The organism is Endozoicomonas elysicola (assembly GCF_000710775.1).
Lineage (GTDB): Bacteria > Pseudomonadota > Gammaproteobacteria > Pseudomonadales > Endozoicomonadaceae > Endozoicomonas > Endozoicomonas elysicola.
Genome location: NZ_JOJP01000001.1, coordinates 5,485,471 through 5,507,266, shown reverse-complemented (window position 1 = coordinate 5,507,266; position 21,796 = coordinate 5,485,471). Strand labels below are relative to the sequence as shown.

Genomic DNA, 21,796 nt, shown 5'->3' with positions numbered 1-21,796 from the left:
TACTAATAAATAAAATTGACTAGAATTTTTGGTTTCGTTGCTTTTTTTTCAATAACCTATCTTCCTACTTTATGGGGGATTTCAAAAGTATTCTTTGTGAACCTTAATAAATTAAATGTTGTCTATCCGAATGGTAAATCATTCTAATTGAATAAGGTTGTAATTAATGAAGCTTTTTAAGCAATTCGGTATCTATCTTATAATTTCTATTATTTTGTTTCCCATGGTCCAGGCAGATGAAACTGCGGTGACGCCTGATAAATTACATATAAGCTATTTAAGACAATACATGGCAAATAACCGATTTTTCGATCGCCTTAATGCTTCTGGAGGGCACTCAGGTCAGCCAATTGAGGCTCAGGTAAAATCTGGGCGTGCAGAAGCCAGGCGTCAGTACGATTGGGTGATACGAGAGTACCCTCTATATGAATCAATACCCTATCTTGCTTTTTATTCTGTAGCTTTTATTGTTGGTGGTACTGCGTATGCCTACAAAGACGCTATTTCCAATTATATGCTTCATTCTTCTGCTTTCACTCGGATATTAATGTCAGCGGGTATAGGGGCAGGAGTGGGGTTAACAGCAGCTACAACTATCCCCTTTGGTATGAACGTTTATTATGGGATTTTTGCACCGAAACTTGCAGAAGAAAATTTGATTATAGCCTATGGTGCCAAAAAGAAATTACTGGATAAACGCACGCAACATTATATAGAGGATGAGCTATTTTATAGCTTCTGGAGGAGTCCAAGCAGTGAAGCACTAGCTCGGCTTCAAAAAATTCTTGATAAAGCATTGAGACTTCCATTTTATTCTAAAGAGTTGGTGTATGATGAGGAGAAAATTGATGAAGTATTACGGGATTATCCATCACACGTAGCCGATAGATTGAAACTGTTTGCCCATTCTGAACTGATTTATCAACAGACTGATTCAACGATTTATGACAGTCATTACCCGATCTATTTTTTAGGGGCACCAGGTACGGGAAAAACCTATGCGGCTAAGCAACTTGCTGAAGCAATGGGGACGAACCTTGCGGTAGTCACTTTGGATGGAGCCAGTATTGATGATATTGTCGGTACGCCTTTTGAAAGTGCTGATGCCAAGGCAGGAAGAATTCTCGATGCGATTGTTGCGCGTACAACTTCGAGTCAGGATGTTAATCATCATAACCAGATTCTGTTGATTGATGAGTTTGATCGGCTATTCATATCTGGAAATGAGAAAAGTAAAGATGTTCTGTCATTTATGTTGAAACTGCTTGATCCGGCAAACCGCTCTTATTACAGCCCGTATTTGAAAACAGAAGTGCGATTACCTGATACCATTATTCTTGCTGGTAATCGGGATATTCATGAGTTAAGTACCCATGATCCAGAGCTTGAAGCAATAGCTTCCAGGCTGGATAAAGTTGTATTTGAAGGGTTCAATACCGAAGCGAAAAAGAAAATTGCCTTTGAAATCATGATCCCAAATAAAGAGAGGCGTTATCAGTCTGCAGGCAAGCTATTTGCAGACTTTACTCTGCCTGAGAGCGGGCTTGAAATGATTTCCGAGTTTATTGAAACCGATGACGATCCAGGGCTGCGTTCTCTTGAAAAGTATATATCCCAAGTGTTTGAGAGGTTTGCTCATAGCCTTGGGCCAAAGAGTCTGGCTCCTGCCGGGAAAGAGGTGGATCACAGGAATAGGCAGTCTGCTGCTGAAGCGGCTTAGTATTTTGTTCTGTAGTGCCGGGACCTTGCAACGAAACGTCAACAGACTCTGATAAGGCTTGATGTCTCAGCATCAAGCCTTATCAGTTTGAACAGCTCAGTTAGTGATTTACCACAAGCGGACAATGGTAAGCGGGGTGGTCTGACACGCTGACCTCAATATCAAACACCTGGCCGATGGTTTCTGGTGTCAGTACCTGATGAGGTGTGCCTTCTGCAGCCATTTTCCCGCCTTTGAGGATCACAATCCGGTCAGAATATCGTGCGGCCAGATTCAGGTCATGCATGATGACCAGAACACCAACACCTTGGTCCGCCTCTTGCCTTGCCATTTTCAGGGTCAGCTGCTGATGGGCTGGGTCCAATGCAGATGTCGGTTCATCAAGCAACAAATAGCGCTGGCCATGAGGACTCTCATCCCAGATCTGTGCCAGAACCCGCGCCATATGAACACGCTGACGTTCACCACCGGAAAGGGTCGTATAATGACGATCCTTCAGGTGTAAGCCATCGACTTTCTTAAGCGCCTCCCGGGTAATCATCAGGTTTTCATCATGATGACTGGCACAGGGTATACGGCCAAGCAGGACCACTTCTTCTACAGTAAAGGGAAAGCTCAGTGATGATGACTGTGGCAATACTCCCAGCATCAACGCCTGATGATTCAATGGCCAGTCATTCCGACCATTAATCAGTACATCCCCACTGGAGGGCTTTCTCTCGCCACTGATGACTTTCATCAACGTACTTTTACCGGCACCGTTTGGGCCAAGTACAGAAACGACTTCACCAGGCTTCAGGGTCAGGTTAATGTCCTGAAGCAGGCTCCTGCCTTCGATCTGGACCGAGATTCCCTGAACTTCCAGAGTATTTACTGCTGTGTTTTTTATAGCAGACGCCATACCAGGTGCCATATCAGACAATCCTTTTACGCTGCTGCCACAACAGTGACAGGAAGAAAGGGGCTCCCATCAGAGCAGTGACAATACCAATAGGAAGTTCTGCAGGGGCGACAATGGTTCTGGAAATCATGTCTGCTGCCAGTAATAGAATCCCACCCAGCATGGCGGATGCTGGCAGAAGAATACGGTGGTCAGGACCAACGGCTAATCGAATAAGGTGGGGGACCACCAGTCCAACAAAGCCAATAACACCACTGACAGAAACAGATACACCCACTGCCAGCGCAGTCAGGAAAATCAGCTTCAGCTTAACTTTTTGTACATCGATACCCAGATGGCGAGCTTCAGACTCACCCAGTAGCAGGGCGTTTAGAACCAGCCCGTAACGACCAAGGATCAGGATGACAGGGACCAGAAGTGTGGCACAGATGATGACCAGATCCCAGGTGGCTCCACCGAGGCTACCCATCTGCCAGAAGGTCAGGTTACGCAGCATGGTGTCATCGGCCACGTAGTTCAACATCCCCATACCAGCACCGGCCAGAGCGTTGATAGCAACACCGGCCAGTAACATGGTGGCCACAGAGGTTCCATTTCCAGTGGTGCCCACTTTATAAACCAGCCAGGTAGACAATACCCCGCCAGCAAAGGCCAGAATTGAAATGCTATAACTTTGGATTAATGAAGGTGCGCCGGCAAACAACAACCCACCGAGGACGATGGCAACCCCCGCACCCAAAGCAGCACCACTGGATACACCAATAATACTGGGATCAGCCAATGGGTTTCTGAACAGTCCCTGCATGGAGGCACCGGCCACGGCCAGAGCACCACCAACAATTAAACCCAGCAGTGTTCGCGGTAAGCGAATTGACTCAATAATCAGTGCTGACTGATTACTTATCGAGCTGTCTGAGAAACCTAACCGATCAAACAGAATGGTCAGAATATCGCCTGCAGGAATTGGTACAGCGCCAACCCCAATGGACACAATCACCATGACTGGCAGCAGGATTGCCAGCCCGGTTAACAGCAGTGCCCCCTGATGATTACGACTCATTGGAGGATGGATTACCTTGGTCTAAGTAAAAAGATTTTGCCAGCGACAATGCAACGTCTCCGGTTCTTGGGCCGAGACCGCCCAGTAGCATATTACCATCAATGGCAACCACCCGGCCGCTTTTACCCGCAGGCGTCTGCTTCAGGATAGGCATCTGCTCCAGCAGTGTTTCCGGTGTCATATCCGGGTTACTGGTGGACCCAGGGAAAATGATAACCTCGGGTGCCAGCAACAGCATGGCTTCATTGGAAAGCGCCTTATACCCTTTAAACTGTTCTGCCGCAGGGTTGTACCCGCCTGCCAGGCCAATCATGGCATTAGCAGCAGTACCTGTGCCTGCGATGGTTGGAGAGCGTCCGCCCATGGCTAGAACAAAAAGAACCGGTACTTTCTTCTCATGCTTTTCTTCATAAGAGGCGGCCAGTGCTTTTGCTTCGTCCAGAGAGTCTTCAATATCTTCCCAGAGTGCATTGCCTTGTTCTTCTTTTCCAAGAATATCGGCAAGCGATTTGATCTGGTTTTCAATGCTTTCAGCGGTATGCTTCAGGGGCAGGGCTTCCACCTCAACACCAGCGCTTTCCAGTTGAGCCAGAGTTGAAGGTGGTCCCATGTCCTCCGTACCAATCAGCATGGTAGGTTCAAGTGCCAGAATACCCTCAGCAGACAGCTGTTTATGATAGCCGAGCCTTGGCAGTTGGTTGACTTGCGTTGGCCAGGTGCTGGTCTGGTCAACAGCGATTACCTGGTCACCGGCGCCCAGTGCGTAGATGATCTCGGTAACCCCGTTACCGGCAGAAACAATACGCTGATTATCGTGTGAATTATGAGCCAGTGCAGTGTTGGCACCCATGGCTGCAGCAAAAGCCATAACGCTGGATAGAAACAGTGGTTTAAACGTTTTTTTCATGAGTCGCCTTTTCCATTTTCTTGTTCCATCAACACTTGCGCAGCTTCAATCTTATGCTGGCTCAAAAACATCATTAGCTTAACAAGGTTGCCCAGAGGGGCGTCTTTATCACCGGCAATCAATACTGTGGTGTCGGGAGCTTCTTTGACCTTTTCCAGCAGTGATGTAGCGAATACTTCCCACTGATCATACTTCTGTTCGCCAATAGCCCAGGGCTCACCGGCTTCCAGGATACTGACTGTCAGTGTTTTTGGTGCCGTGGTTAGCGGAACTTCCTGCTGGGTTGCCTGGGGCAGTTCCACCGGCAGGCTCAGCGTCTGCACATTGGCAGTGAACAGCAGAAACACCATGACGATAAACACCACATCCAGTAGCGGCGTCAGATCCGCCATGGAGAGTGAAGCGCTGGTTTCATCAATGTCGTTGATGTGAATCATGCCGCTACTGCTCCGGCATCAAGCATTTCTGGATGGCCAGTGTTAGAGCTGGCGCTGCCCTTTTTTACGTTGAAGCCTTTCACTGTGGATGCGGCAGGTGTTGTTGCCAGTCCGTCGTCGTCCATGGTCAAGCCTTCCAGCAACAAATTGGTGTGGTTCAGGGCAAACTCCAGTTTTGCGAGATAATGATTTGCCCAGACACCAAATCCATGGGCCGCAGCCAGTGCTGGAATTGCGATCATCAAGCCAAAAGCGGTGGTAAACATTGCCTGCCACAGGCCAGCGGCCAGAATATCCGGAGTAACAGGACCAGCCACCGCAGCGATATCCCGAAACATATCAATCATGCCCAGCACTGTACCCAGTAGGCCCAGCATAGGAGACAGAACGCCAATCAGCATCAACGGCTTCAGCCAGGCATTCAGGCTACGCTTTTGCTTAAGCAGCCACAGTCCTGCAACCTCTTCACGTACTGCTTTTTCGCAGGTGTTGTGGCTCAGGAGGACAGCGACGCCCTGACGAATGCCTTTGCCCTTACAAAGATTCTGGCAAAGATTGTTTTTGCTTTCAGCATGCTTTTCACAGCCACAGCACTGGCGTACTTCATTAAACAGCTGTGTCAGTCCCTTGCGGTTCATGGATGGCAGCAGGGCATAAGTCACCAGCCGCTCAAGAATCATCGCCAGCCCCAGGCAGGAGGTGATCAGTAATGGCCAGGCCATGATTCCCAATGATGCAAGATGTTCTGTCAACATGGCGTTACCTGCTAAATATCTGACGGCTATAAATTCAACTGATTTCAAATGCGACGGGAATATGCACCCGGGATTTCACAAATCGGCTATTGCGCTGCTCTGGTTTGAATGACCAGCGTTTAACGGCATCAATCGCTGCTTTATCAAGGACGGGGTAACCGGATGATTCAAGAATGTCGACAGTAATAGGGCTTCCACGCTCATCGACAATCACATCCAGCATCACCACACCCTGTTGGTTTCTCCGCTGAGCCAGCTTCGGATAACGAGGTTCAACCCAGTCACGTATTTCCGGCTCAGTTACCATCACGGGTTCATTGCTCAGTCCTGGGGACTGGCTCTTTTCCGTAACGGTTTTCTCCATTACTGGCTCTGCAGGCTCAGTAACTTCAGGTTGTTTCTTCTCAATCGGCTTGGGCTTTTCAACCACTTTTTTTGGTTTTTTCTTTACAGGCTCAGGTTTGGGTTCTTTCTTTTTAAGAACAGGCTTGGCCTTCTCTATCGGCTTCTGAACGACCTTTGGTTCAGGCTCAGGCTTGGGTTCTTCTTTAACAACCGGCTCTTCGACCGGTGGTTTAGGTTGACTGACCGTTGAAAAACTCAGGGATACCGGTGCCTGGATAGAGCCCATGTGGATGGTTCTGGGCTCAGATTCCTGGTGGTCCAGCGCAACCACGACGGCCACGTGGGTCGCAATGGAGATCAGCAATGTGAATAAGGCTTTTTTAGGCATGACCAGGAACAGTAATAGTGTTAATCGACCTAATAACAGGAGCGTAGGTTACTCGAAGCATAAAATGTGTTCAATAACCTAAATGATAATAATTCGCATTATTTGTGCTAATTAGTAATATCCGTTGATTATTTGATCTGGAGCACTATCTGGGCCGTAAAAATACAAAAAAAATGTCCATTTAAGACCCTTAAACATCTAAGAAATCATTCAATTTCGGTGGTCACAGTTATGGTACTAAAAAGAGAAGAAATCTCACTGCCAGTTACGTTGTTCTACGATGGGGAGTGTCCTCTGTGCATGCGTGAAATTGATCACCTGTCCAAAAAGAACAGAAAAGGACTCCTAAAGCTGGTTGATATCAGACAGGATGGTTTTCAGGAAAAATATCCGGAATTTGACGTAGTAGAGCTGGATCGGTTTATTCATGCGAAATTGGCCGATGGTCGTATAGTTAAAGGTGTTGATGCCACGCTGGCTGCCTGGGAAGCCGTCGGTATGGGCTGTTTTGTTGCCCCTCTGCGCTGGCCGGGTGTCGCCTGTATTGCCGACATAGGCTACTCATTGTTTGCGAAAAACCGTCACGGTTTATCCCGCCGCCTTGGGCCATTTCTGGGTAAAAATGAGTGTAAAAAGTAATAATTATCCGTCGTGTAAAAAATCAATGCTGGCCATCAAACTTCCAAGCCTCTGAACTATAGCGCCTGTGAATCCACTCCCCCTGATGGACAAACGATAGCCTAACTCCCTGAACCCTTAGTCTTTTTTACTGTAGTTTCCCTTTCGTTCTGTAAATATTTATACAAAGCTAAATGATAATGATTTGCATTAAGTATAAATAGGCAATATGATGGCGCCCACTACTGCTTCGGAACCCTCATTACCGAAGCGTAAAAATAAAAAAACAGACAGGGTTGTAACCCGCTTGCTGATAACACTAACACTGGTACAGAAAGACAATGATGTTCCCGAAAAACACGCTGGCTCTGGCGGTGATGGCCGCTACGGTTTCTCTTGCTTCTACTCAGGTCGTTTTTGCTGAAGAAGTGGCAGAGAAGGAAAATAAAGCTCAATCGAAACCCGTTTTATTGAAGCAGGTGACAGTTACTGCAACCAGGGCGGAAAAAGATCATTCTGATGTCGTCCAGAGTATTGAAGTGATTGATCAGGCAGAAATTGAACAGCAACAGGCTTCATCAGTGCCGGAATTAATGGAATATCTACCCAATGTATCAGTGACTGGTGGCCCAAGAGGCAGTGCGCAGGGAATCAATATTCGTGGCCTTGGCGGTACTCGTGTTCTTCAGGTGGTTGATGGTGCCCGACAGAATTTCTCAAATGGTCACCGTGGAACGTATTTTACTGACCCTGAATTACTGAAATCGGTTGAAGTTGTTAAAGGCCCATCAAGCAGTCTTTGGGGGTCCGGTGCTATTGGGGGTGTTGTTGTTCAGAACACAAAGGATGCACAGGACCTTTTGGAAGACGGTAAAAGTCTGGGTGGCTATGTTTCTCAGGGTTACCACAGCAATAACAGTCGTTCATTGACCAGTGGTGCAGTGTATGGAATACAGGGAGATGTTGACTGGTTGCTCAATGGTTACTACAACGATGGTGAAAACTATGAGCTGGGTAATGGCCAGGATTTAGAAAACTCCGGATCCAGAGAGCAGGGAGGTATGGCTAAACTGGGTTGGGATGTAAACAACGATAGTCGTTTTGAATTTAAAGCCCAGCACTTACTGTATAACGGGTTGGTTCCGAGTAACCCTGCTGCAAATGAAGGTACCTCTTCGCCACTGGTGGAAAGAGACTCGAAAAGCTCAAACCTGTCCGCTGCCTGGTTGTTTGACCCTGAAAGTGAATTAATTGATGGTAAGTTGCAGCTGTTTTACAACGACACTCGTTATAAAGAAGATCGTATTTCTCAAGGTCAGAAAGACGATACGCGTTATAAAACGAATGGCCTGGCTCTAACTAACCTTTCCATGGTTAACACTATTGAGCTGGTTTATGGGTTGGATGCTTACCAGAACACGATTACGACCGTTCGTGATACCACCGGAAGTGCTTCAGACTCCAGGCCTGAAGGTCTGGATGGGCAGTCTACAACCATGGGAAGTTTTATCCAGGGAAGTATGCCGATTGCCCGGGACTGGACACTGCAGGCTGGCGTTCGTTATGACCATTTTTCTTCAGAAGATAATCGGTCAGAATCGGATGTAACGAACAAGAAACAAACCGATCAGGCATTGTCTCCTTCTGTGGGGGTTATCTGGTCTGCGAATGAATGGCTTACTCTGACCGCAAGTTATAATGAAGCATTTCGTGCACCAGGCATGGAAGAGATGTTTTCAACAGGTACACACTTTTCCATGGGGCCATTCTTCAAAAATGAATTTGTGCCAAACCCGGATTTGAAGCCAGAAGAAGCAAAGAATAAAGAGCTATCTGCCCGTATGGAGTTTAATGAAATCCTCGGGGGTGATGAACTTAAGCTGAATGCCAGCCTTTTCCAAAATGATGTAAACAATTTTATCAATCAAATTACCTATGATCCTCAGCTGGTGTTTGGACAATTGATCGACAGTAAGACAACGTGGATCAATGTTGAAGATGCTGAGCTTAAAGGTTTTGAAATAGCAGGAAAGTATCGTATCCAAAATGTTGAAGCCGGACTTTCTTATGGCCAGACCCGTGGCAAGGACAAAAGTACAGGTCTGGCACTGGATAATATTCCAGCGGATAAGATCGTAGCTGATCTGGCCTACCTGGCTTTCCAGGGCGATGTAAAAGTAGGAACACGATATACGCATGTGAATGATCAGAACAGGGTCGATCCAGATAATACCGTTAGCCAGTATGAAGGCTATGACCTGGTGGATCTTTATGCGAGTTATGAGCCGGCTTCTGGAAGCTTGAAAGGACTGAAAGCTGATTTCACGATTAAGAATGCGGCAGATAAATACTATCGCGTTGCCTGGCAGGAACTGTATCAACCCGGTCGCAGCTATCGCCTGAACCTTCGATATATGTTCTAACCTCTGCCACGACAAATGTATCGAATTCGCTTAAGTGTTTGTGCTGGAAAAGAGAAAACAAACAGGGAGGAACGCCTATAAAACGACAGTCTTGATATGCTATTCGTCTGATTACCAGCCGGCCTGGAAGGGATACCAGGCGGGTCTGTGCCAATATCAAACTAAATGATAATGATTTGCATTTGATAGTTTTTATAATTATGATGCCAGCATTGTTTATTCTCATTGCTTATTTTTGGCATGAGAATCAGAAGTAGTAGGCGGTCATTGTCGGCTGTCAGAATAGCAATATTGGTGGCTGTCAAAGCCCACACTGGTACAGATTGAAATTAATGAAGTTTTCAAAAAATACGCTGGCGCTGGCTGTGATGACGGCCACAGTTTCTCTTGCCCAAACCTCTCCTGTTCTGGCTGAAACAGCCCTCCCCGGAAAAGAAAAAGCAACAGTCCTTAATAAAGTGGTTGTCTCCGCAACACGAACAGAGCAGAACATTGAAGATGTATCCTCTTCGGTTGCCTCTGTTTCTTCTGAAGAGATGGATGCCAACCTGGTTACCGATATTCAAGATGCTGTGAAGTATGTACCAGGTGTCAGTGTTGGTGGAACCGGACGCTTTGGTGTCGGAGGTTTTACTATTCGCGGCATGAGTGAGAGCCGGGTTAAGGTAATGGTAGATGGCGTTGAGCAGCCAGTCTCCTATGATACTGGGCTTGGTGTTAAAGCGGACGTTATGAAGTTCAGCCAGAATATGTTTGAGATGGATACGCTGGCTGCGATTGAAGTCAACAAAGGCCCGGCGTCCAGCCTGTATGGCAGTGATGCGCTGGGTGGTGCGGTTATTATGCGCACTAAAAACCCTGAAGACCTTTTAGGTGTTGGTGATGATACCTACGCTGGCTTTAAAACCGGCTATAACAGTGCGGATGAGAGCTTCAAGCAAACCCTGACGCTTGCAAACCGTTCCGGTGACTGGGAGTCACTGCTTATTTATACCCACACCGATGGCAAAGAAACAGCAACTCACGGTGATGGTGCTGATATCTGGGGAAGGGATCGAGGTCAGGCAAACCCCTATAATTATTCGCAGAACAATGTTCTTGGAAAACTGTTCTATCAGGTCAATGATGACCATCGCATCGGTGTTACTGGTGAATTATTCAAGCGGGATGGTGAAGGCCGCATATTGAGTAATGAAGGCCATACAATGATGCCAGGCTACACATACACCAATAACCATGCGTTTGATGAAGATAGCCGTAAACGTGTGGGTATTGAGCATGAGTGGCTAGCTGGCAATCAGATGTTTGATACTTTGAACTGGCAGTTGAACTGGCAGGAAGTGAAGAGTAACCATGATACTCAGGATCATACCGATGCCAAGGGTAACCGTAATCGTAACCGTACCGGTAAGGATGATAGCTATCAGTTTGATGCCCAGTTTGGCAAAGAGTTAATCTTTGGTTCTTCAATGCATCAACTGACGTATGGTGTATCAGGCTCTAAAGACAGTTTCTCTCTGAATTACACCGACACCAATCTGGATACCGGTGAGTCGACGCCAAAGACTCCGGAAATTCCGGAAGCAGATTCCACCAAGTGGGGTTTCTATGCTCAGGACCAGATGTTCCTGATGGATGATGCGCTTGTGATTACGGGTGGGCTGCGTTACGACGCGTTCAAGGCTACACCTGGTGGTGATAGCGATTACTCTGAGAGCAAGAATGATGCAGTGACTGCAAAGCTGGGCGGTGTTTATCACTGGACTCCGGGTTTCAGTACTTATGCCCAGTTCAGCCAAGGCTTCAAGGCGCCAACGTTACAGGACCTGTATTACTCATATACAGGAGGCAGTTACGAGTTGCTGCCTAATCCTGATTTGAAGGCGGAAGAGAGCAACTCTTATGAGTTGGGTATTCGTGCAGAAAACCAGTTTGGTAGCCTTGAACTGGCCGGTTTCTACAATGACTACACCAACTTCATTGAAGAAAGAACAGATACCAGCGATCCAGCATACCCTGATGGTACGGTAACCAAAGTAAACGTAGGTAATGCTGAAATCTATGGTGCAGAATTTACCGGTATGCTTTATCTGGATGAAGCGTTCAATGCACCTGTGGGCATGTACTCACGCCTTTCCATTGCTTATGCAAATGGTGAGAATAAGGATACGGGAGGCAGTCTGGACACAGTAGCACCTCTGACAACGATTGTCGGCCTTGGTTATGATGCACCCAGTGAAAAGTGGGGTGGTGCTCTGGATGTAACTCACGTAGCTGGTAAAACCGGTGGCGACTGGTCTGAAGAAAATAAAGACAATATGGATGCGCCTAGCTACACCGTCGTAGATATGACAGCGTACTATGAGCCAATGGAAAACATGATGGTTCGCGGTGGGCTGTTCAATGCCTTTGATAAGAAGTACTGGCTATACCAGGATATAACCGGTATTCCTGCAGATGATCAGGGCATTGATCGTAGAACTCAGCCTGGCCGTAATTGGGGTGTTAGCCTGAGTTATGACTTCTAAACCGATTACGTTCGGCCTTAATATCTGAGGCTAACCCAAAAACCCCACCTTCGAGTGGGGTTTTTAATGCCTGCCTGATTAACTGGAGCATTTCAAACCATAGTTATCGTATGACTGTCTTTTAAGGCTTGTCCGCTGTTATATCCTCTGGCATCGAAAATGTCGCTAACAGCGCTTTATGATCCGTAGGCCAGATATTAACGGGAGCTACGAAAGGATCATCACTCATTTCCTCTACGCGCTGATTTCTCAAAATGGAGCTGCTGGGTCCAATAATGACAATATCTTTCAGTGACAGGTTTTGTGACGGGTCATAGAAAATAAAGTCAATGCGATCCCGCTCATCCGCTTTTGGCGCCCAGGCCAGCTTGCTGACTTTCACGGCGGGATTGTCCGATGGAAAAGTAAAACCAGGGTGAGAAACCGGATCAGGGTATTGTTCTCGATAGGCGTCCTGAAAACCAGCCGCTTCAAGACTGAGGGTTGTTGGCCATTGAATAACCAGCCCCTGATGATCGTAAAGGTTTCGAGTACTGGGCACCCAGTCCAGATGAGAGGGCTCATTAAAGTCACCGCCGAGTATGACCAGGTTACCTTCGCTCCTTTCTTTATTGGCGTCAGTGATAAAAGCCTGTATCGCTTCGTCCCGCTTGGATTTTTTATTGTCCTTGAGAATGTCATCGATATTCAAAACGGGGGCATCCAGTTGCCGCCAGTTACTGCTGTTATAGCCCCGTGGAAGATATAGGCTGCAGTTTTTCCAATCCAGGTGAGCAGAGTAAAACGCTACTGTACGATTACCGACTTTTATTTTTGCTTTGGTAATGGAGCCGTGGTTAAAGCTCACAGGGTACAGGGCGGTCTGTTCAATGATCGGATAGCGGGACAGTAAGCCTGTGTCCTCACTCTTTTCACCGTAATATTGGTAGCCTTTTTCCTTCAGTGAGTTAACTAGTCGGGTGTGAAGGTTTCGGAACCAGTAATTGCGCACTTCACTCAATGCGATCAGGTCTGCATCAGATCGCACGATCTCATTAATGATGGCGTCATATCCGCCCTTAACTTCAGTGCCTTCCTGCCAGATGTTGAACTGCAGGACCGTTAACTGTTTCACCGGCTGGTTCCCTTCCTGAGCTTTTAGAGGTAGTGGAAACAGAAGCATCACTGTCATCACAAAGTTACATAGCGTGCCGCCTTTCATCTTTCTTCTCCTACTCCCTTAGGTTTATAAATATGAAAAATATTCAGTTTTTATTATTCAGGACATTGCCGTGTTGGTTCAAGGGGAAAGTAAGAATATGCAGATAAGAACAGTGAACGAGTAAACCAATGGCGCAGCCGATGATGCTGATCAGGAAGGCAAACCCATCAATAACTTGGGTAAGAAACTTTAACAGTTCCCAGGAATTATGAGATTTTTTAATGCTAAGTAACTGATATATGGAGCTGACTATTTCTAGCTTCTTATTATTGGGGGGAAGGTTACTAGAAATATTAGAGTGTTAATTGTTGTTATTTTAAACAGCTTATTTAATAGCCTCATTAGTCGTTAATAACGTTAAATTGGTTATTATTAATTCAATTTCTATAGGTTTGTTTGTTTTGTGTTCATGTTTGAGTAATTGTATTAAATTTGCACTGTTTTTACTGTTGTTTCTAAAAAAGTGAACCGCTGTTTCACATTAGTTGCACAAATATGACAAAAATCAAAAAAACTGTTTCATGTGTGTTGCATTATCCTTCCACCATTAATGAGGTGATGTCATTTAAAAGTTGCTCGGAAAATAGCCACTCCTCAGTTTCATGCACATTATTTTTAAAAAAGGCATAACGAAATGAAAAAGCTTGTTGCCGCTTTATCAACTACGATGGCATTAACAGCGGTTATATCGACACCTGCTGATGCCTTCTTTGGCAAGAAAGACGACACTGTTACATGGAAGCTTGGTCATAATGCCAATACAGATCATATCTGGCATGAAACCTCATTAAAATTTGCCAGCCTGGTTGAAGAAAAGTCCAATGGAAAAATGAAAGTTGAAGTTTTTCCTAACGGACAGCTGGGCTCAGAAACCGACATGATTAATTCTGTCCGCCTTGGAACTCTGGATATTGTTCTCGCGGGTGAAACCATGCAGAACTGGGCACCAAAAGCGGCGATGATGGCAGCACCTTATGCGTTTCGTGATTTAGATCATATGAATAAGGTTTTGGATGGATCTATTGGTCGGGAAATTGAGCAAAACATTACTGATAAAGTGGGCCTTGTTCCATTGTATTATCATGAACGTGCACCAAGAAACCTGACCACGAATAAAGATATAAACAGCATCAACGATTTGAATGGTCTTGTATTGCGTGTACCTGACGTTCCCATGTTTGTAAAAACCTGGGAAGTCATCGGTGCAAAACCTACGCCAATGGCTCTTCAGGAAGTCTTTACTTCATTGCAGCAAAACACCATTCAGGGTCAGGAAAACCCGTATGATCTGATCAGCAGCCTCGGCTTTTATGAAGTGCAGAAATACGCCTATGAATCAGAACACGTTATTCAATGGATTTACGCTGTAGCAGGTGAAAAGCAGTTGAATAAATTGCCTGAAGAGCTTCAGACAGTGGTTAAGGAGGCTGCAGCTGAATCAGAAGCGTATGCCAAATCTGAGTTTGGTGAGTTCATCAAAAAAGCAAGGCAGGATTTGGTTGATCGAGGAATGGAAATAAGGCCTATTGATAAGGCTGGCCTGCAGAAGATCGTCAGTGAATCTATGGAAGATATTCTGACGGATGACCAGTTTGATATCTATACGCGAATCATTGCGACAAACTGAGGCCTGTAAAGATGAGAGCAGTTGATAAAATATTATTCAAGGTATTAGGAGCTGGAGCAGTAATATCTTTTACTGCTCTCATCTTAATCGTATTACTACAGGTATTGGCTCGTTTTGTTCTTCCAATATCGCCATCATGGACAGAAGAGGCATCGCGATTTTTATTTATCTACTGTGTTGCTTTTGGTGCCCCACTGGCTTTATTAAGAAATGAATATGTCAGTGTTGATATTCTTGTTAAGAAGTTCTCAGAAAAAACCAGCGCTATTCTTGATAAAAGTATTTATATACTGCTGGTGATTTTCTTTGCTGTTATCTGTTACCACGGAATAACCTTTGCAGAACTGGGAACGATTCAAACATCGCCGGCAATGCAGATAACAATGATATTACCTTATGGCAGTATTGCGTTTTCCGCAGTCTTCTTAACCTGGTTTTCCTTGAGTCAATTCTTATCAAGAAAACAGAAATAATTATTTTTTAATTTTTCGAATCTGTACTGGCTGTTTAAATCAAACAGCCAATCTTTAGAAAAGACCTGATATGGATATGTAATATGACGGTCATATTATTCGTTGTTTTTTTTGCACTGCTTTTTCTTGGGGTTCCCGTGGCTTTTTCACTGGGCGGTGCCTCCATGATCTATCTGCTGCTCAGTGATATTCCGCTTGTGGTTATTCCACAAAAAATGTATGCCGGTATTGATTCATTTACGTTGCTCTGTATCCCAGGCTTTGTTCTTGCCGGTAATTTGATGAATGGTGGAGGTATTACCCATCGAATCATTAAATTCTGTAACTCTCTGGTGGGTCACATCCGAGGTGGACTTGGACTTGCCAATATTGGCTCTTCCATGGTGTTTGCCGGTATTTCAGGAACCGCTCTTGCTGATACTGCCAGTATTGGCGGCATTATGATTCCGGCGATGAAGAAAGAAGGGTATGACGCTCCTTTTTCCTGTGCAGTCACTGCTGCTTCTTCAACCATTGGACCCATTATTCCACCCAGCCTGCCTATGATTATTGCAGGCACGCTTACCGGTATTTCCGTCAGTAAAATGTTTCTTGCCGGTGCGATACCTGGTCTGTTGCTCGGCTTGGGCATGGCGATTGTTTCCTACTTTATTTCAAGAAAAAACAATCACCCAAAAGGCCAGAAATCCACATTAAGAGAACGTTGTGCGACGTTTAAGGAAGCCTTCTGGGCCATCATGCTGACGGTGATCATTCTGTTTGGCATATTGGGGGGAATATTCACACCGACCGAAGCCTCTATTGTGGCGGTACTGTATGCCATCTGTGTTGGCATGTTCATCTACCGTGAGCTTAGCGTAAGAGCACTGCCTTCTATCTTGCTGGACTCAATTGTTGCAACCGCTGCAATTATGCTTCTGGTCGGTTTTGCCAATGTGTTTGCCTGGATTCTAACCAGTCAGCAGGTTCCCCAGATGATCGCAGATGCCCTGCTGAGCATCTCGACAAACAAACTGATTATTCTTCTTCTGATTAACCTTCTGCTTCTGTTCGTTGGTTCCTTCATGGAGACCATCGCAGCCCTGGTTATCCTGTTCCCGGTATTGTTGAAAGTGGTTGTTCCTCTGGATGTGGACCCAATTCACTTTGGCATCATCATGGTTTTGAACCTGATCATTGGCCTGACCACCCCTCCAGTGGGTGTCTGTATGTTTGTAGCCTCCAGTATCGGCAAAACACCGATGGTTGAGGTGATCAAGGCCAGTGTTCCCTTCCTGCTGGTTAGCCTGTTCGTATTGATGCTGGTGACGTATATCCCGGCCATTACCTTATTTTTGCCAAGCCTGCTGCTCGGTTAATTGATAGATAGAGTGATATTGCAGATGAAAGCACTTCTTGTGGAAAAGCCCGGTGTAATGACTGTGGTTGAGCGAGAGCAGCCAGAGATTCAGAACGCCGATGATGTGTTGGTCAAAATCAAGGCTGCAGGTATATGTGGCTCAGATGTTCATATCTACCATGGGACTTCACCGGTAGCGACCTATCCGAGGGTTGTTGGCCATGAAATGGTGGGAGAGGTTCTGGCGGTCGGTTCAGAGGTTAGCCATGTGGATGTCGGTGACAAGGTGGTCATTGAGCCCATGATTGGCTGTGGTGAATGTTATGGCTGTAAGTCCGGTCGGCCAAATGCCTGTGCGGAATTGAAAGTGCGAGGCTGTCATGTTGATGGTGGTTTCCAGGAATACTTTGTTGCACCGGCAAAAGCGGTATACCGGTTTGATAGCAGTCTGGATTACACCACTGCGGCGATGATTGAGCCCTATACCATTGCAGCTCAAATCACCTGGCGTGCAGATATACGAAAGGATGACTTTGTTTTCATCATGGGAGCAGGTCCTATCGGCCTTTGTGTGCTGGAAATGGCCAAGCTGAAAGGCGGTCGCTGTATTGTTTCTGATTATAACGAACAGCGTCTGAAAATCGCTGAAGAGCTGGGCGCTGATTACTTACTGAATCCCAGTGAGTGCGACGTGCTGGAAGCTGTCAGAGAAATTACGGGGGGGATGGGATCCAATGTCACCATTGATGCTGTCTGCCTGCCGAAAACTTTTGAACAGGCCGTAGAGATTACATCTGTTGCCGGGCGGGTGATGTGTCTTGGCTTTACCCAGGATGTCTCCCGTATTGCCCAGTTGAATATCACCCTGAAAGAACTGGATGTTAGAGGCTCACGTCATCAGACGTATAAATTCAAGGAGGTTGTTGAGCTGTTTAATCGACGGGCTCTCAATCCGGAAAAACTGATTTCACACATTTTACCTTACGACGAAGTTAATACGGCTCTGGATCTAATTGATAACAGGCCGCAGGACGTTTGCAAAATTGTCCTGAAATTCGACTGATTGGAACAGAGAAAGAACAATGAAGATGACATTTCGCTGGTACGGTACCGGCAATGACAGCGTAGCATTATCCGATATCAGGCAGATTCCCGGTTGCGATGGGATTGTCTGGGCTCTACACGATATGCCAGCGGGAGAAGTTTGGCCGCTGGATAGAATCATGGCGGTTAAAGAAGAGATTGAAGCGAAAGGTTTCAATATCGATGTTGTTGAAAGTGTGAATGTCCATGAGGACATCAAACTGGGATTGCCCAGTAGAGAACAGTACATTACCAACTATAAAGAGACGATTGTTAACCTGGCAAAAGCGGGTGTTAAGGTCATCTGTTACAACTTTATGCCGGTCTTTGATTGGACGCGGACGGATCTGTTTAAAGAACTGCCAGACGGCTCAACGGCTCTGTTTTATGAAAGTTCCAAAGTCGTTGATGTTGACCCGGTCGCGTTGATCAAGAAGGTTTCCAAAGGCTCTGAAGGTTATACCATGCCTGGCTGGGAGCCTGAGCGTCTGGCTCGGATTGAAGAGTTGTTTGAAGCCTATAAAGATGTGACCGAGGAGCAGCTCTGGGAAAACCTGAAGTACTTTCTTGAAGAAATTGTGCCATTTGCACAGCAGCATGATATCAAGATGGCTATTCATCCGGATGATCCACCCTGGCCAATCTTTGGTCTGCCAAGAATCATTACCGGTAAGAAAAACCTTCAGCGCTTTCTGAACCTTGTGGATAACCCAAGTAACTGCCTGACATTGTGTACCGGTTCTCTGGGGGCAAACCCCGAGAATGATCTTCCGGATATTGTCAGATCATTTGCCGACCGGATTGCTTTCATGCATATCCGCAACGTCAAAATTTTTGAAAATGGCGATTTCATTGAAACCTCTCACCGCACCTGCGATGGCAACATCGATATCTATGATGTTGTGAAAGCACTGCACGAGAATGACTATAAAGGTTATGTTCGTCCAGACCATGGTCGTCATATCTGGAATGAGAGCTGCCGTCCGGGTTACGGGCTTTATGACCGGGCTCTGGGGATTATGTATATCTGGGGTGTTTGGGACAGCCTGCAGCGACTGAAGTAAAAGACCCGGGCCGAGCCAGGTAACGGGCTCGGCTAATTCCAGAATGGAGTGATGACGTGTCAGCTCAAAACAAGGATTCTCTGGAAAGTTCGAAGCCTATTATTGGCATCTATCGAGCTTTCTCTCTGATTGAGAGATTGGCTGATAAGCCATCTTCAGGAGTAACAGAACTGGCGCTGGCGACAGGCATGAGTAAAACCATGGTTTTTCGCATGCTGCAGACCCTGCAGGAAATAGGCATCGTTAAAAAGCAGCAGGATGATCAATATAAGTTGAGCATGAAGCTTTTTTCCCTGGGATCTCTTGCTCTGGAAAAAGTGGATCTCCCTCGTATTGCTGATCCCTGGATGCAGAAATTAGCAGATTTTTGTCGTGAAACTGTCCATTTAGGTGTCCAGGAAGGCAATCAGGTTGTTTATCTCCATAAAATAAACGCCAGACATAATCTACAAATGTTTACGCGGGTTGGGCAGGTTGCACCTGTTCACAGTACCGCCATGGGCAAGGTCATGCTCATGCATCACAGTGAAGAAAAAGTACTGGAAATACTGGGGGAAGGACCCTATCAGGCGTTCACCGATAAAACGATTCTTGAATACCCTGACTATTTGAAAGCCCTGGAGAAGACCAGGCAGCAGGGGTTTGGCATAGACAATGAAGAAAACGAGGATGGTGTGCGTTGCATGTCTGTGCCGGTAAGGAATCATTTGAATCAGATTGTTGCGGCTATGAGCGTTTCAATTCCTATCTTTCGTCATACATCCGACAGGGATCAGGAACTGCTTGATGAAATGAAGTTGATAGCTGCACAGATTTCTAAAGAGCTGGGTAACACACCGCCAAAAGCCCAGATTGAATGGTAAGTATTATAAGCTGATGAGCTGCTGTTGCAGCTTTGTTCCCGATGTATCGCGGGACAGCAACGTGGAGTTAATCATGATCCAGCTAGGTGAAAATGTTGAACTGGGTAGTTCTGTTTATAAAGGCCAGTTTAATCGCAAGGCGCTAACGACGGGAATTGTTCATATTGGTCTTGGTGCATTTCACCGGGCTCATCAGGCGCTTTATACCGACGAAACCATCGATAAAACCGGTGATATGTCCTGGGGGATTGTCTCTGCCAATATTTTTGGTGGGCAGGACCTTGTTGATGGTATGAAGCAACAGAATGGTCTTTATACGGTTACTGAAAAAAGAGCAGATGGCAGTGAAGTCACCAAGCTAGTTCAGTGTGCTCTTGACCAGCTCTGGGCAGAAGAGGACAGAAAACCACTGTTAGAACTGATGGTTGAGCCCTCAACTCGCATTGTGTCTCTGACCATTACTGAAAAAGGTTACCTGCTCAATCCAGCTGATGGCTCATTAATGGTTGATAACCCTTTAATCATTCATGACCTTAAAAATCTGGATAATCCCAGGTCAGCAATGGGATTGATTGTATCTGCACTTAAATCTCGCCGGGAGCAGGGGGTACAGCCTTTTACGGTAATGAGCTGTGACAATATGCCCCACAATGGCAAGCGGGTGGAGACTGCGGTTATCCAGTTCGCCGAAGCTATCAATAAGGAATTGGCTCAGTGGATTCGTGCAGAAGTTTGTTTCCCATCGACCATGGTGGATCGAATCGTTCCGGCAGTAATGGAAGCGGATCTGGAATATGTCAGCAAGAAACTGAATATCCATGATGGCTGCGCCATTATCACTGAGGAGTTCCGTCAGTGGGTGATTGAAGACAAGTTCAGTATGGGACGCCCGGAGTGGGATCAGATTGAGGGGGTTACATTCGTTGAAAACGTTGCCCCTTATGAAGATATGAAGCTGCGAATGCTCAATGGCAGTCACTCCATTCTGGCTTATTCAGGTTACCTTGGCAATTACACCACCGTCAGCGAGGCCATGTCTGATCCTGATTATTACCGAATGATTGCTCATTACATGTTGAATGAAGCCGCTCCGACTCTATCAATGCCAGAAGGTACAGATGTTCAGAGCTATGCTGATCTCCTTCTAAAGCGCTTTTTGAACCCTGGACTGCAACATCGTACCTGGCAGATCGCCATGGATGGTTCACAGAAGATTCCCCAGCGCTGGTTGAATGGGCTTGTCTGTCTGCGCAAAGAACAGAAAGCGAATATTTGTACCACGCTCGGGCTGGCTTCCTGGATGCGTTATGTCGGTGGCAGAGATGAGCAGAATAATACCATTGATGTTCGAGACCCGATGGCGCAGGAGCTTTATGACATTGCCAATAGAGACAGTGATGCTGAAAAAACAGTGAAGAACCTTTTGTCGGTTAAAGCGATCTTTGATCTAGAGCTGGTTGCTGATGAGGCGTTTGTCGGGGAGGTTGTTCATGCCTATCGAGCGCTTATGGATAAAGGGGCAAAAGCCTGTGTTGCTGCGCTTCCTGTTGCTTAACTGTTGAAGAGTATTGATTGTGGACAGTCAGCAAACGACTTGCCGTATCGCCTGTATTGGAGAGTCGATGGTCGAACTTTCCCCTGCAGAAAATGGCCTGCTTAAACAGGCTTTTGCCGGGGACTCTTTGAATACTGCGATTTACATTGCACGAATGGGCAGCAGGACAATAGAGGTCAGTTTTATTACTGCTGTTGGCACCGATCATTTCAGTGACCGGATGATTGATTTTTTCCACAGTGAGAATATCAATCGTCAGTGGGTGGTACGGCTGGCCGATAAGCTGCCTGGCCTTTATGCGATCGAGCTGGATCAGTACGGTGAACGCAGCTTCAGCTACTGGCGCAATGACTCTGCCGCCAGGGCACTGTTCAGTCATGGTCTGGAAGAGCATCAGGTTGCAGAGCTGGCCGAGTCCTTTGACCTTTATTATCTTTCCGGCATCAGCCTGGCGATTCTGGATGATCATAGTCGCTCACTGCTCAAGCAGGTTCTGATTCGCGCTCGTG

Annotated in this window: 19 protein-coding genes; 12 read left to right on the top strand and 7 right to left on the bottom strand. The window is 46.2% G+C overall.

Annotation, left to right across the window (positions count from 1 at the left end):
• The first annotated feature begins 166 nt into the window (after positions 1 to 166).
• On the top strand, positions 167 to 1,720 hold the full coding sequence (locus GV64_RS23120; RefSeq protein ID WP_020582468.1) for an ATP-binding protein: 1,554 nt from the start codon (positions 167 to 169) through the stop codon (positions 1,718 to 1,720).
• A gap of 100 nt (positions 1,721 to 1,820) precedes the next feature.
• Here GV64_RS23120 and GV64_RS23115 read toward each other — a convergent pair whose 3' ends face one another.
• From GV64_RS23115 to GV64_RS23090, 6 genes are read right to left on the bottom strand one after another with little or no spacing between them, the layout of a single operon-like run.
• Entirely contained in the window at positions 1,821 to 2,633 is an 813-nt protein-coding gene (locus GV64_RS23115; RefSeq protein WP_020582469.1) for a heme ABC transporter ATP-binding protein, read from the bottom strand.
• Position 2,634: 1 nt separating this feature from the next.
• Positions 2,635 to 3,681, bottom strand: coding sequence for a FecCD family ABC transporter permease (locus GV64_RS23110; protein WP_020582470.1), 1,047 nt, complete (start codon positions 3,679 to 3,681; stop codon positions 2,635 to 2,637).
• Positions 3,671 to 4,588, bottom strand: a complete 918-nt coding sequence (locus GV64_RS23105; protein WP_020582471.1) for a heme/hemin ABC transporter substrate-binding protein — start codon at positions 4,586 to 4,588, stop codon at positions 3,671 to 3,673. Before GV64_RS23105 ends, GV64_RS23110 begins: the two co-directional genes overlap by 11 nt.
• Positions 4,585 to 5,025 (bottom strand): ExbD/TolR family protein, encoded by a 441-nt coding sequence (locus GV64_RS23100; protein WP_020582472.1) that lies wholly within the window; start codon positions 5,023 to 5,025, stop codon positions 4,585 to 4,587. The genes GV64_RS23105 and GV64_RS23100 overlap by 4 nt, the downstream gene beginning before the upstream one ends.
• Positions 5,022 to 5,780, bottom strand: a complete 759-nt coding sequence (locus GV64_RS23095) for a MotA/TolQ/ExbB proton channel family protein (RefSeq protein WP_020582473.1) — start codon at positions 5,778 to 5,780, stop codon at positions 5,022 to 5,024. The genes GV64_RS23100 and GV64_RS23095 overlap by 4 nt, the downstream gene beginning before the upstream one ends.
• Before the next feature lie 34 nt (positions 5,781 to 5,814).
• Positions 5,815 to 6,513, bottom strand: a complete 699-nt coding sequence (locus GV64_RS23090; protein ID WP_020582474.1) for an energy transducer TonB — start codon at positions 6,511 to 6,513, stop codon at positions 5,815 to 5,817.
• 231 nt (positions 6,514 to 6,744) lie between these two features.
• Between GV64_RS23090 and GV64_RS23085 the strand changes: the two genes are divergently transcribed.
• The 3 genes from GV64_RS23085 to GV64_RS23075 all read left to right on the top strand — a co-directional run bounded on the left by GV64_RS23085 (position 6,745) and on the right by GV64_RS23075 (position 12,082).
• Positions 6,745 to 7,152 (top strand): thiol-disulfide oxidoreductase DCC family protein, encoded by a 408-nt coding sequence (locus GV64_RS23085; RefSeq protein WP_051087810.1) that lies wholly within the window; start codon positions 6,745 to 6,747, stop codon positions 7,150 to 7,152.
• Between the two features lie 320 nt (positions 7,153 to 7,472).
• On the top strand, positions 7,473 to 9,554 hold the full coding sequence (locus tag GV64_RS23080; RefSeq protein WP_081622118.1) for a TonB-dependent hemoglobin/transferrin/lactoferrin family receptor: 2,082 nt from the start codon (positions 7,473 to 7,475) through the stop codon (positions 9,552 to 9,554).
• Positions 9,555 to 9,886: 332 nt separating this feature from the next.
• A complete protein-coding gene (locus GV64_RS23075) occupies positions 9,887 to 12,082 on the top strand; it encodes a TonB-dependent hemoglobin/transferrin/lactoferrin family receptor (protein WP_082210312.1) in 2,196 nt (731 codons plus the stop codon).
• A 121-nt stretch (positions 12,083 to 12,203) separates the two neighbouring features.
• Here the strand turns inward: GV64_RS23075 and GV64_RS23070 are convergent, their stop codons facing one another.
• Positions 12,204 to 13,283 carry an endonuclease/exonuclease/phosphatase family protein gene (locus tag GV64_RS23070; RefSeq protein WP_020582478.1) on the bottom strand — a complete coding sequence of 360 codons (1,080 nt, stop codon included), beginning with the start codon at positions 13,281 to 13,283 and terminating at the stop codon, positions 12,204 to 12,206.
• A gap of 634 nt (positions 13,284 to 13,917) precedes the next feature.
• Between GV64_RS23070 and GV64_RS23065 the strand changes: the two genes are divergently transcribed.
• The 8 genes from GV64_RS23065 to GV64_RS24525 form a co-directional block, all read left to right on the top strand.
• Positions 13,918 to 14,910: a TRAP transporter substrate-binding protein gene (locus GV64_RS23065; protein ID WP_034844496.1), complete on the top strand. Its 993-nt coding sequence runs from the start codon at positions 13,918 to 13,920 to the stop codon at positions 14,908 to 14,910.
• A gap of 11 nt (positions 14,911 to 14,921) precedes the next feature.
• Entirely contained in the window at positions 14,922 to 15,383 is a 462-nt protein-coding gene (locus tag GV64_RS23060; RefSeq protein ID WP_020582480.1) for a TRAP transporter small permease, read from the top strand.
• A gap of 83 nt (positions 15,384 to 15,466) precedes the next feature.
• Complete coding sequence (locus tag GV64_RS23055; RefSeq protein WP_020582481.1) at positions 15,467 to 16,741, top strand: TRAP transporter large permease; 1,275 nt, start codon at positions 15,467 to 15,469, stop codon at positions 16,739 to 16,741.
• A gap of 24 nt (positions 16,742 to 16,765) precedes the next feature.
• Positions 16,766 to 17,785, top strand: a complete 1,020-nt coding sequence (locus GV64_RS23050; protein ID WP_020582482.1) for a zinc-binding alcohol dehydrogenase family protein — start codon at positions 16,766 to 16,768, stop codon at positions 17,783 to 17,785.
• Positions 17,786 to 17,804: 19 nt separating this feature from the next.
• Positions 17,805 to 18,869: a mannonate dehydratase gene (uxuA, locus tag GV64_RS23045; protein ID WP_020582483.1), complete on the top strand. Its 1,065-nt coding sequence runs from the start codon at positions 17,805 to 17,807 to the stop codon at positions 18,867 to 18,869.
• A gap of 56 nt (positions 18,870 to 18,925) precedes the next feature.
• Entirely contained in the window at positions 18,926 to 19,732 is an 807-nt protein-coding gene (locus GV64_RS23040; protein ID WP_020582484.1) for an IclR family transcriptional regulator, read from the top strand.
• A 73-nt stretch (positions 19,733 to 19,805) separates the two neighbouring features.
• Positions 19,806 to 21,287: a mannitol dehydrogenase family protein gene (locus GV64_RS23035; RefSeq protein WP_033403020.1), complete on the top strand. Its 1,482-nt coding sequence runs from the start codon at positions 19,806 to 19,808 to the stop codon at positions 21,285 to 21,287.
• A gap of 19 nt (positions 21,288 to 21,306) precedes the next feature.
• Positions 21,307 to 21,796: PfkB family carbohydrate kinase (locus tag GV64_RS24525; RefSeq protein ID WP_236632984.1), on the top strand; the 490-nt coding region annotated here is incomplete at its 3' end.

Excerpts from the sequence above, each read along its gene's own strand:
- GV64_RS23120 (WP_020582468.1), top strand. The coding sequence starts at position 167 with ATGAAGCTTTTTAAGCAATTCGGTATCTATCTTATAATTTCTATTATT.
- GV64_RS23115 (WP_020582469.1), bottom strand. The coding sequence starts at position 2,633 with ATGGCACCTGGTATGGCGTCTGCTATAAAAAACACAGCAGTAAATACT.
- GV64_RS23110 (WP_020582470.1), bottom strand. The coding sequence starts at position 3,681 with ATGAGTCGTAATCATCAGGGGGCACTGCTGTTAACCGGGCTGGCAATC.
- GV64_RS23105 (WP_020582471.1), bottom strand. The coding sequence starts at position 4,588 with ATGAAAAAAACGTTTAAACCACTGTTTCTATCCAGCGTTATGGCTTTT.
- GV64_RS23100 (WP_020582472.1), bottom strand. The coding sequence starts at position 5,025 with ATGATTCACATCAACGACATTGATGAAACCAGCGCTTCACTCTCCATG.
- GV64_RS23095 (WP_020582473.1), bottom strand. The coding sequence starts at position 5,780 with ATGTTGACAGAACATCTTGCATCATTGGGAATCATGGCCTGGCCATTA.
- GV64_RS23090 (WP_020582474.1), bottom strand. The coding sequence starts at position 6,513 with ATGCCTAAAAAAGCCTTATTCACATTGCTGATCTCCATTGCGACCCAC.
- GV64_RS23085 (WP_051087810.1), top strand. The coding sequence starts at position 6,745 with ATGGTACTAAAAAGAGAAGAAATCTCACTGCCAGTTACGTTGTTCTAC.
- GV64_RS23080 (WP_081622118.1), top strand. The coding sequence starts at position 7,473 with ATGATGTTCCCGAAAAACACGCTGGCTCTGGCGGTGATGGCCGCTACG.
- GV64_RS23075 (WP_082210312.1), top strand. The coding sequence starts at position 9,887 with ATGAAGTTTTCAAAAAATACGCTGGCGCTGGCTGTGATGACGGCCACA.
- GV64_RS23070 (WP_020582478.1), bottom strand. The coding sequence starts at position 13,283 with ATGAAAGGCGGCACGCTATGTAACTTTGTGATGACAGTGATGCTTCTG.
- GV64_RS23065 (WP_034844496.1), top strand. The coding sequence starts at position 13,918 with ATGAAAAAGCTTGTTGCCGCTTTATCAACTACGATGGCATTAACAGCG.
- GV64_RS23060 (WP_020582480.1), top strand. The coding sequence starts at position 14,922 with ATGAGAGCAGTTGATAAAATATTATTCAAGGTATTAGGAGCTGGAGCA.
- GV64_RS23055 (WP_020582481.1), top strand. The coding sequence starts at position 15,467 with ATGACGGTCATATTATTCGTTGTTTTTTTTGCACTGCTTTTTCTTGGG.
- GV64_RS23050 (WP_020582482.1), top strand. The coding sequence starts at position 16,766 with ATGAAAGCACTTCTTGTGGAAAAGCCCGGTGTAATGACTGTGGTTGAG.
- uxuA (WP_020582483.1), top strand. The coding sequence starts at position 17,805 with ATGAAGATGACATTTCGCTGGTACGGTACCGGCAATGACAGCGTAGCA.
- GV64_RS23035 (WP_033403020.1), top strand. The coding sequence starts at position 19,806 with ATGATCCAGCTAGGTGAAAATGTTGAACTGGGTAGTTCTGTTTATAAA.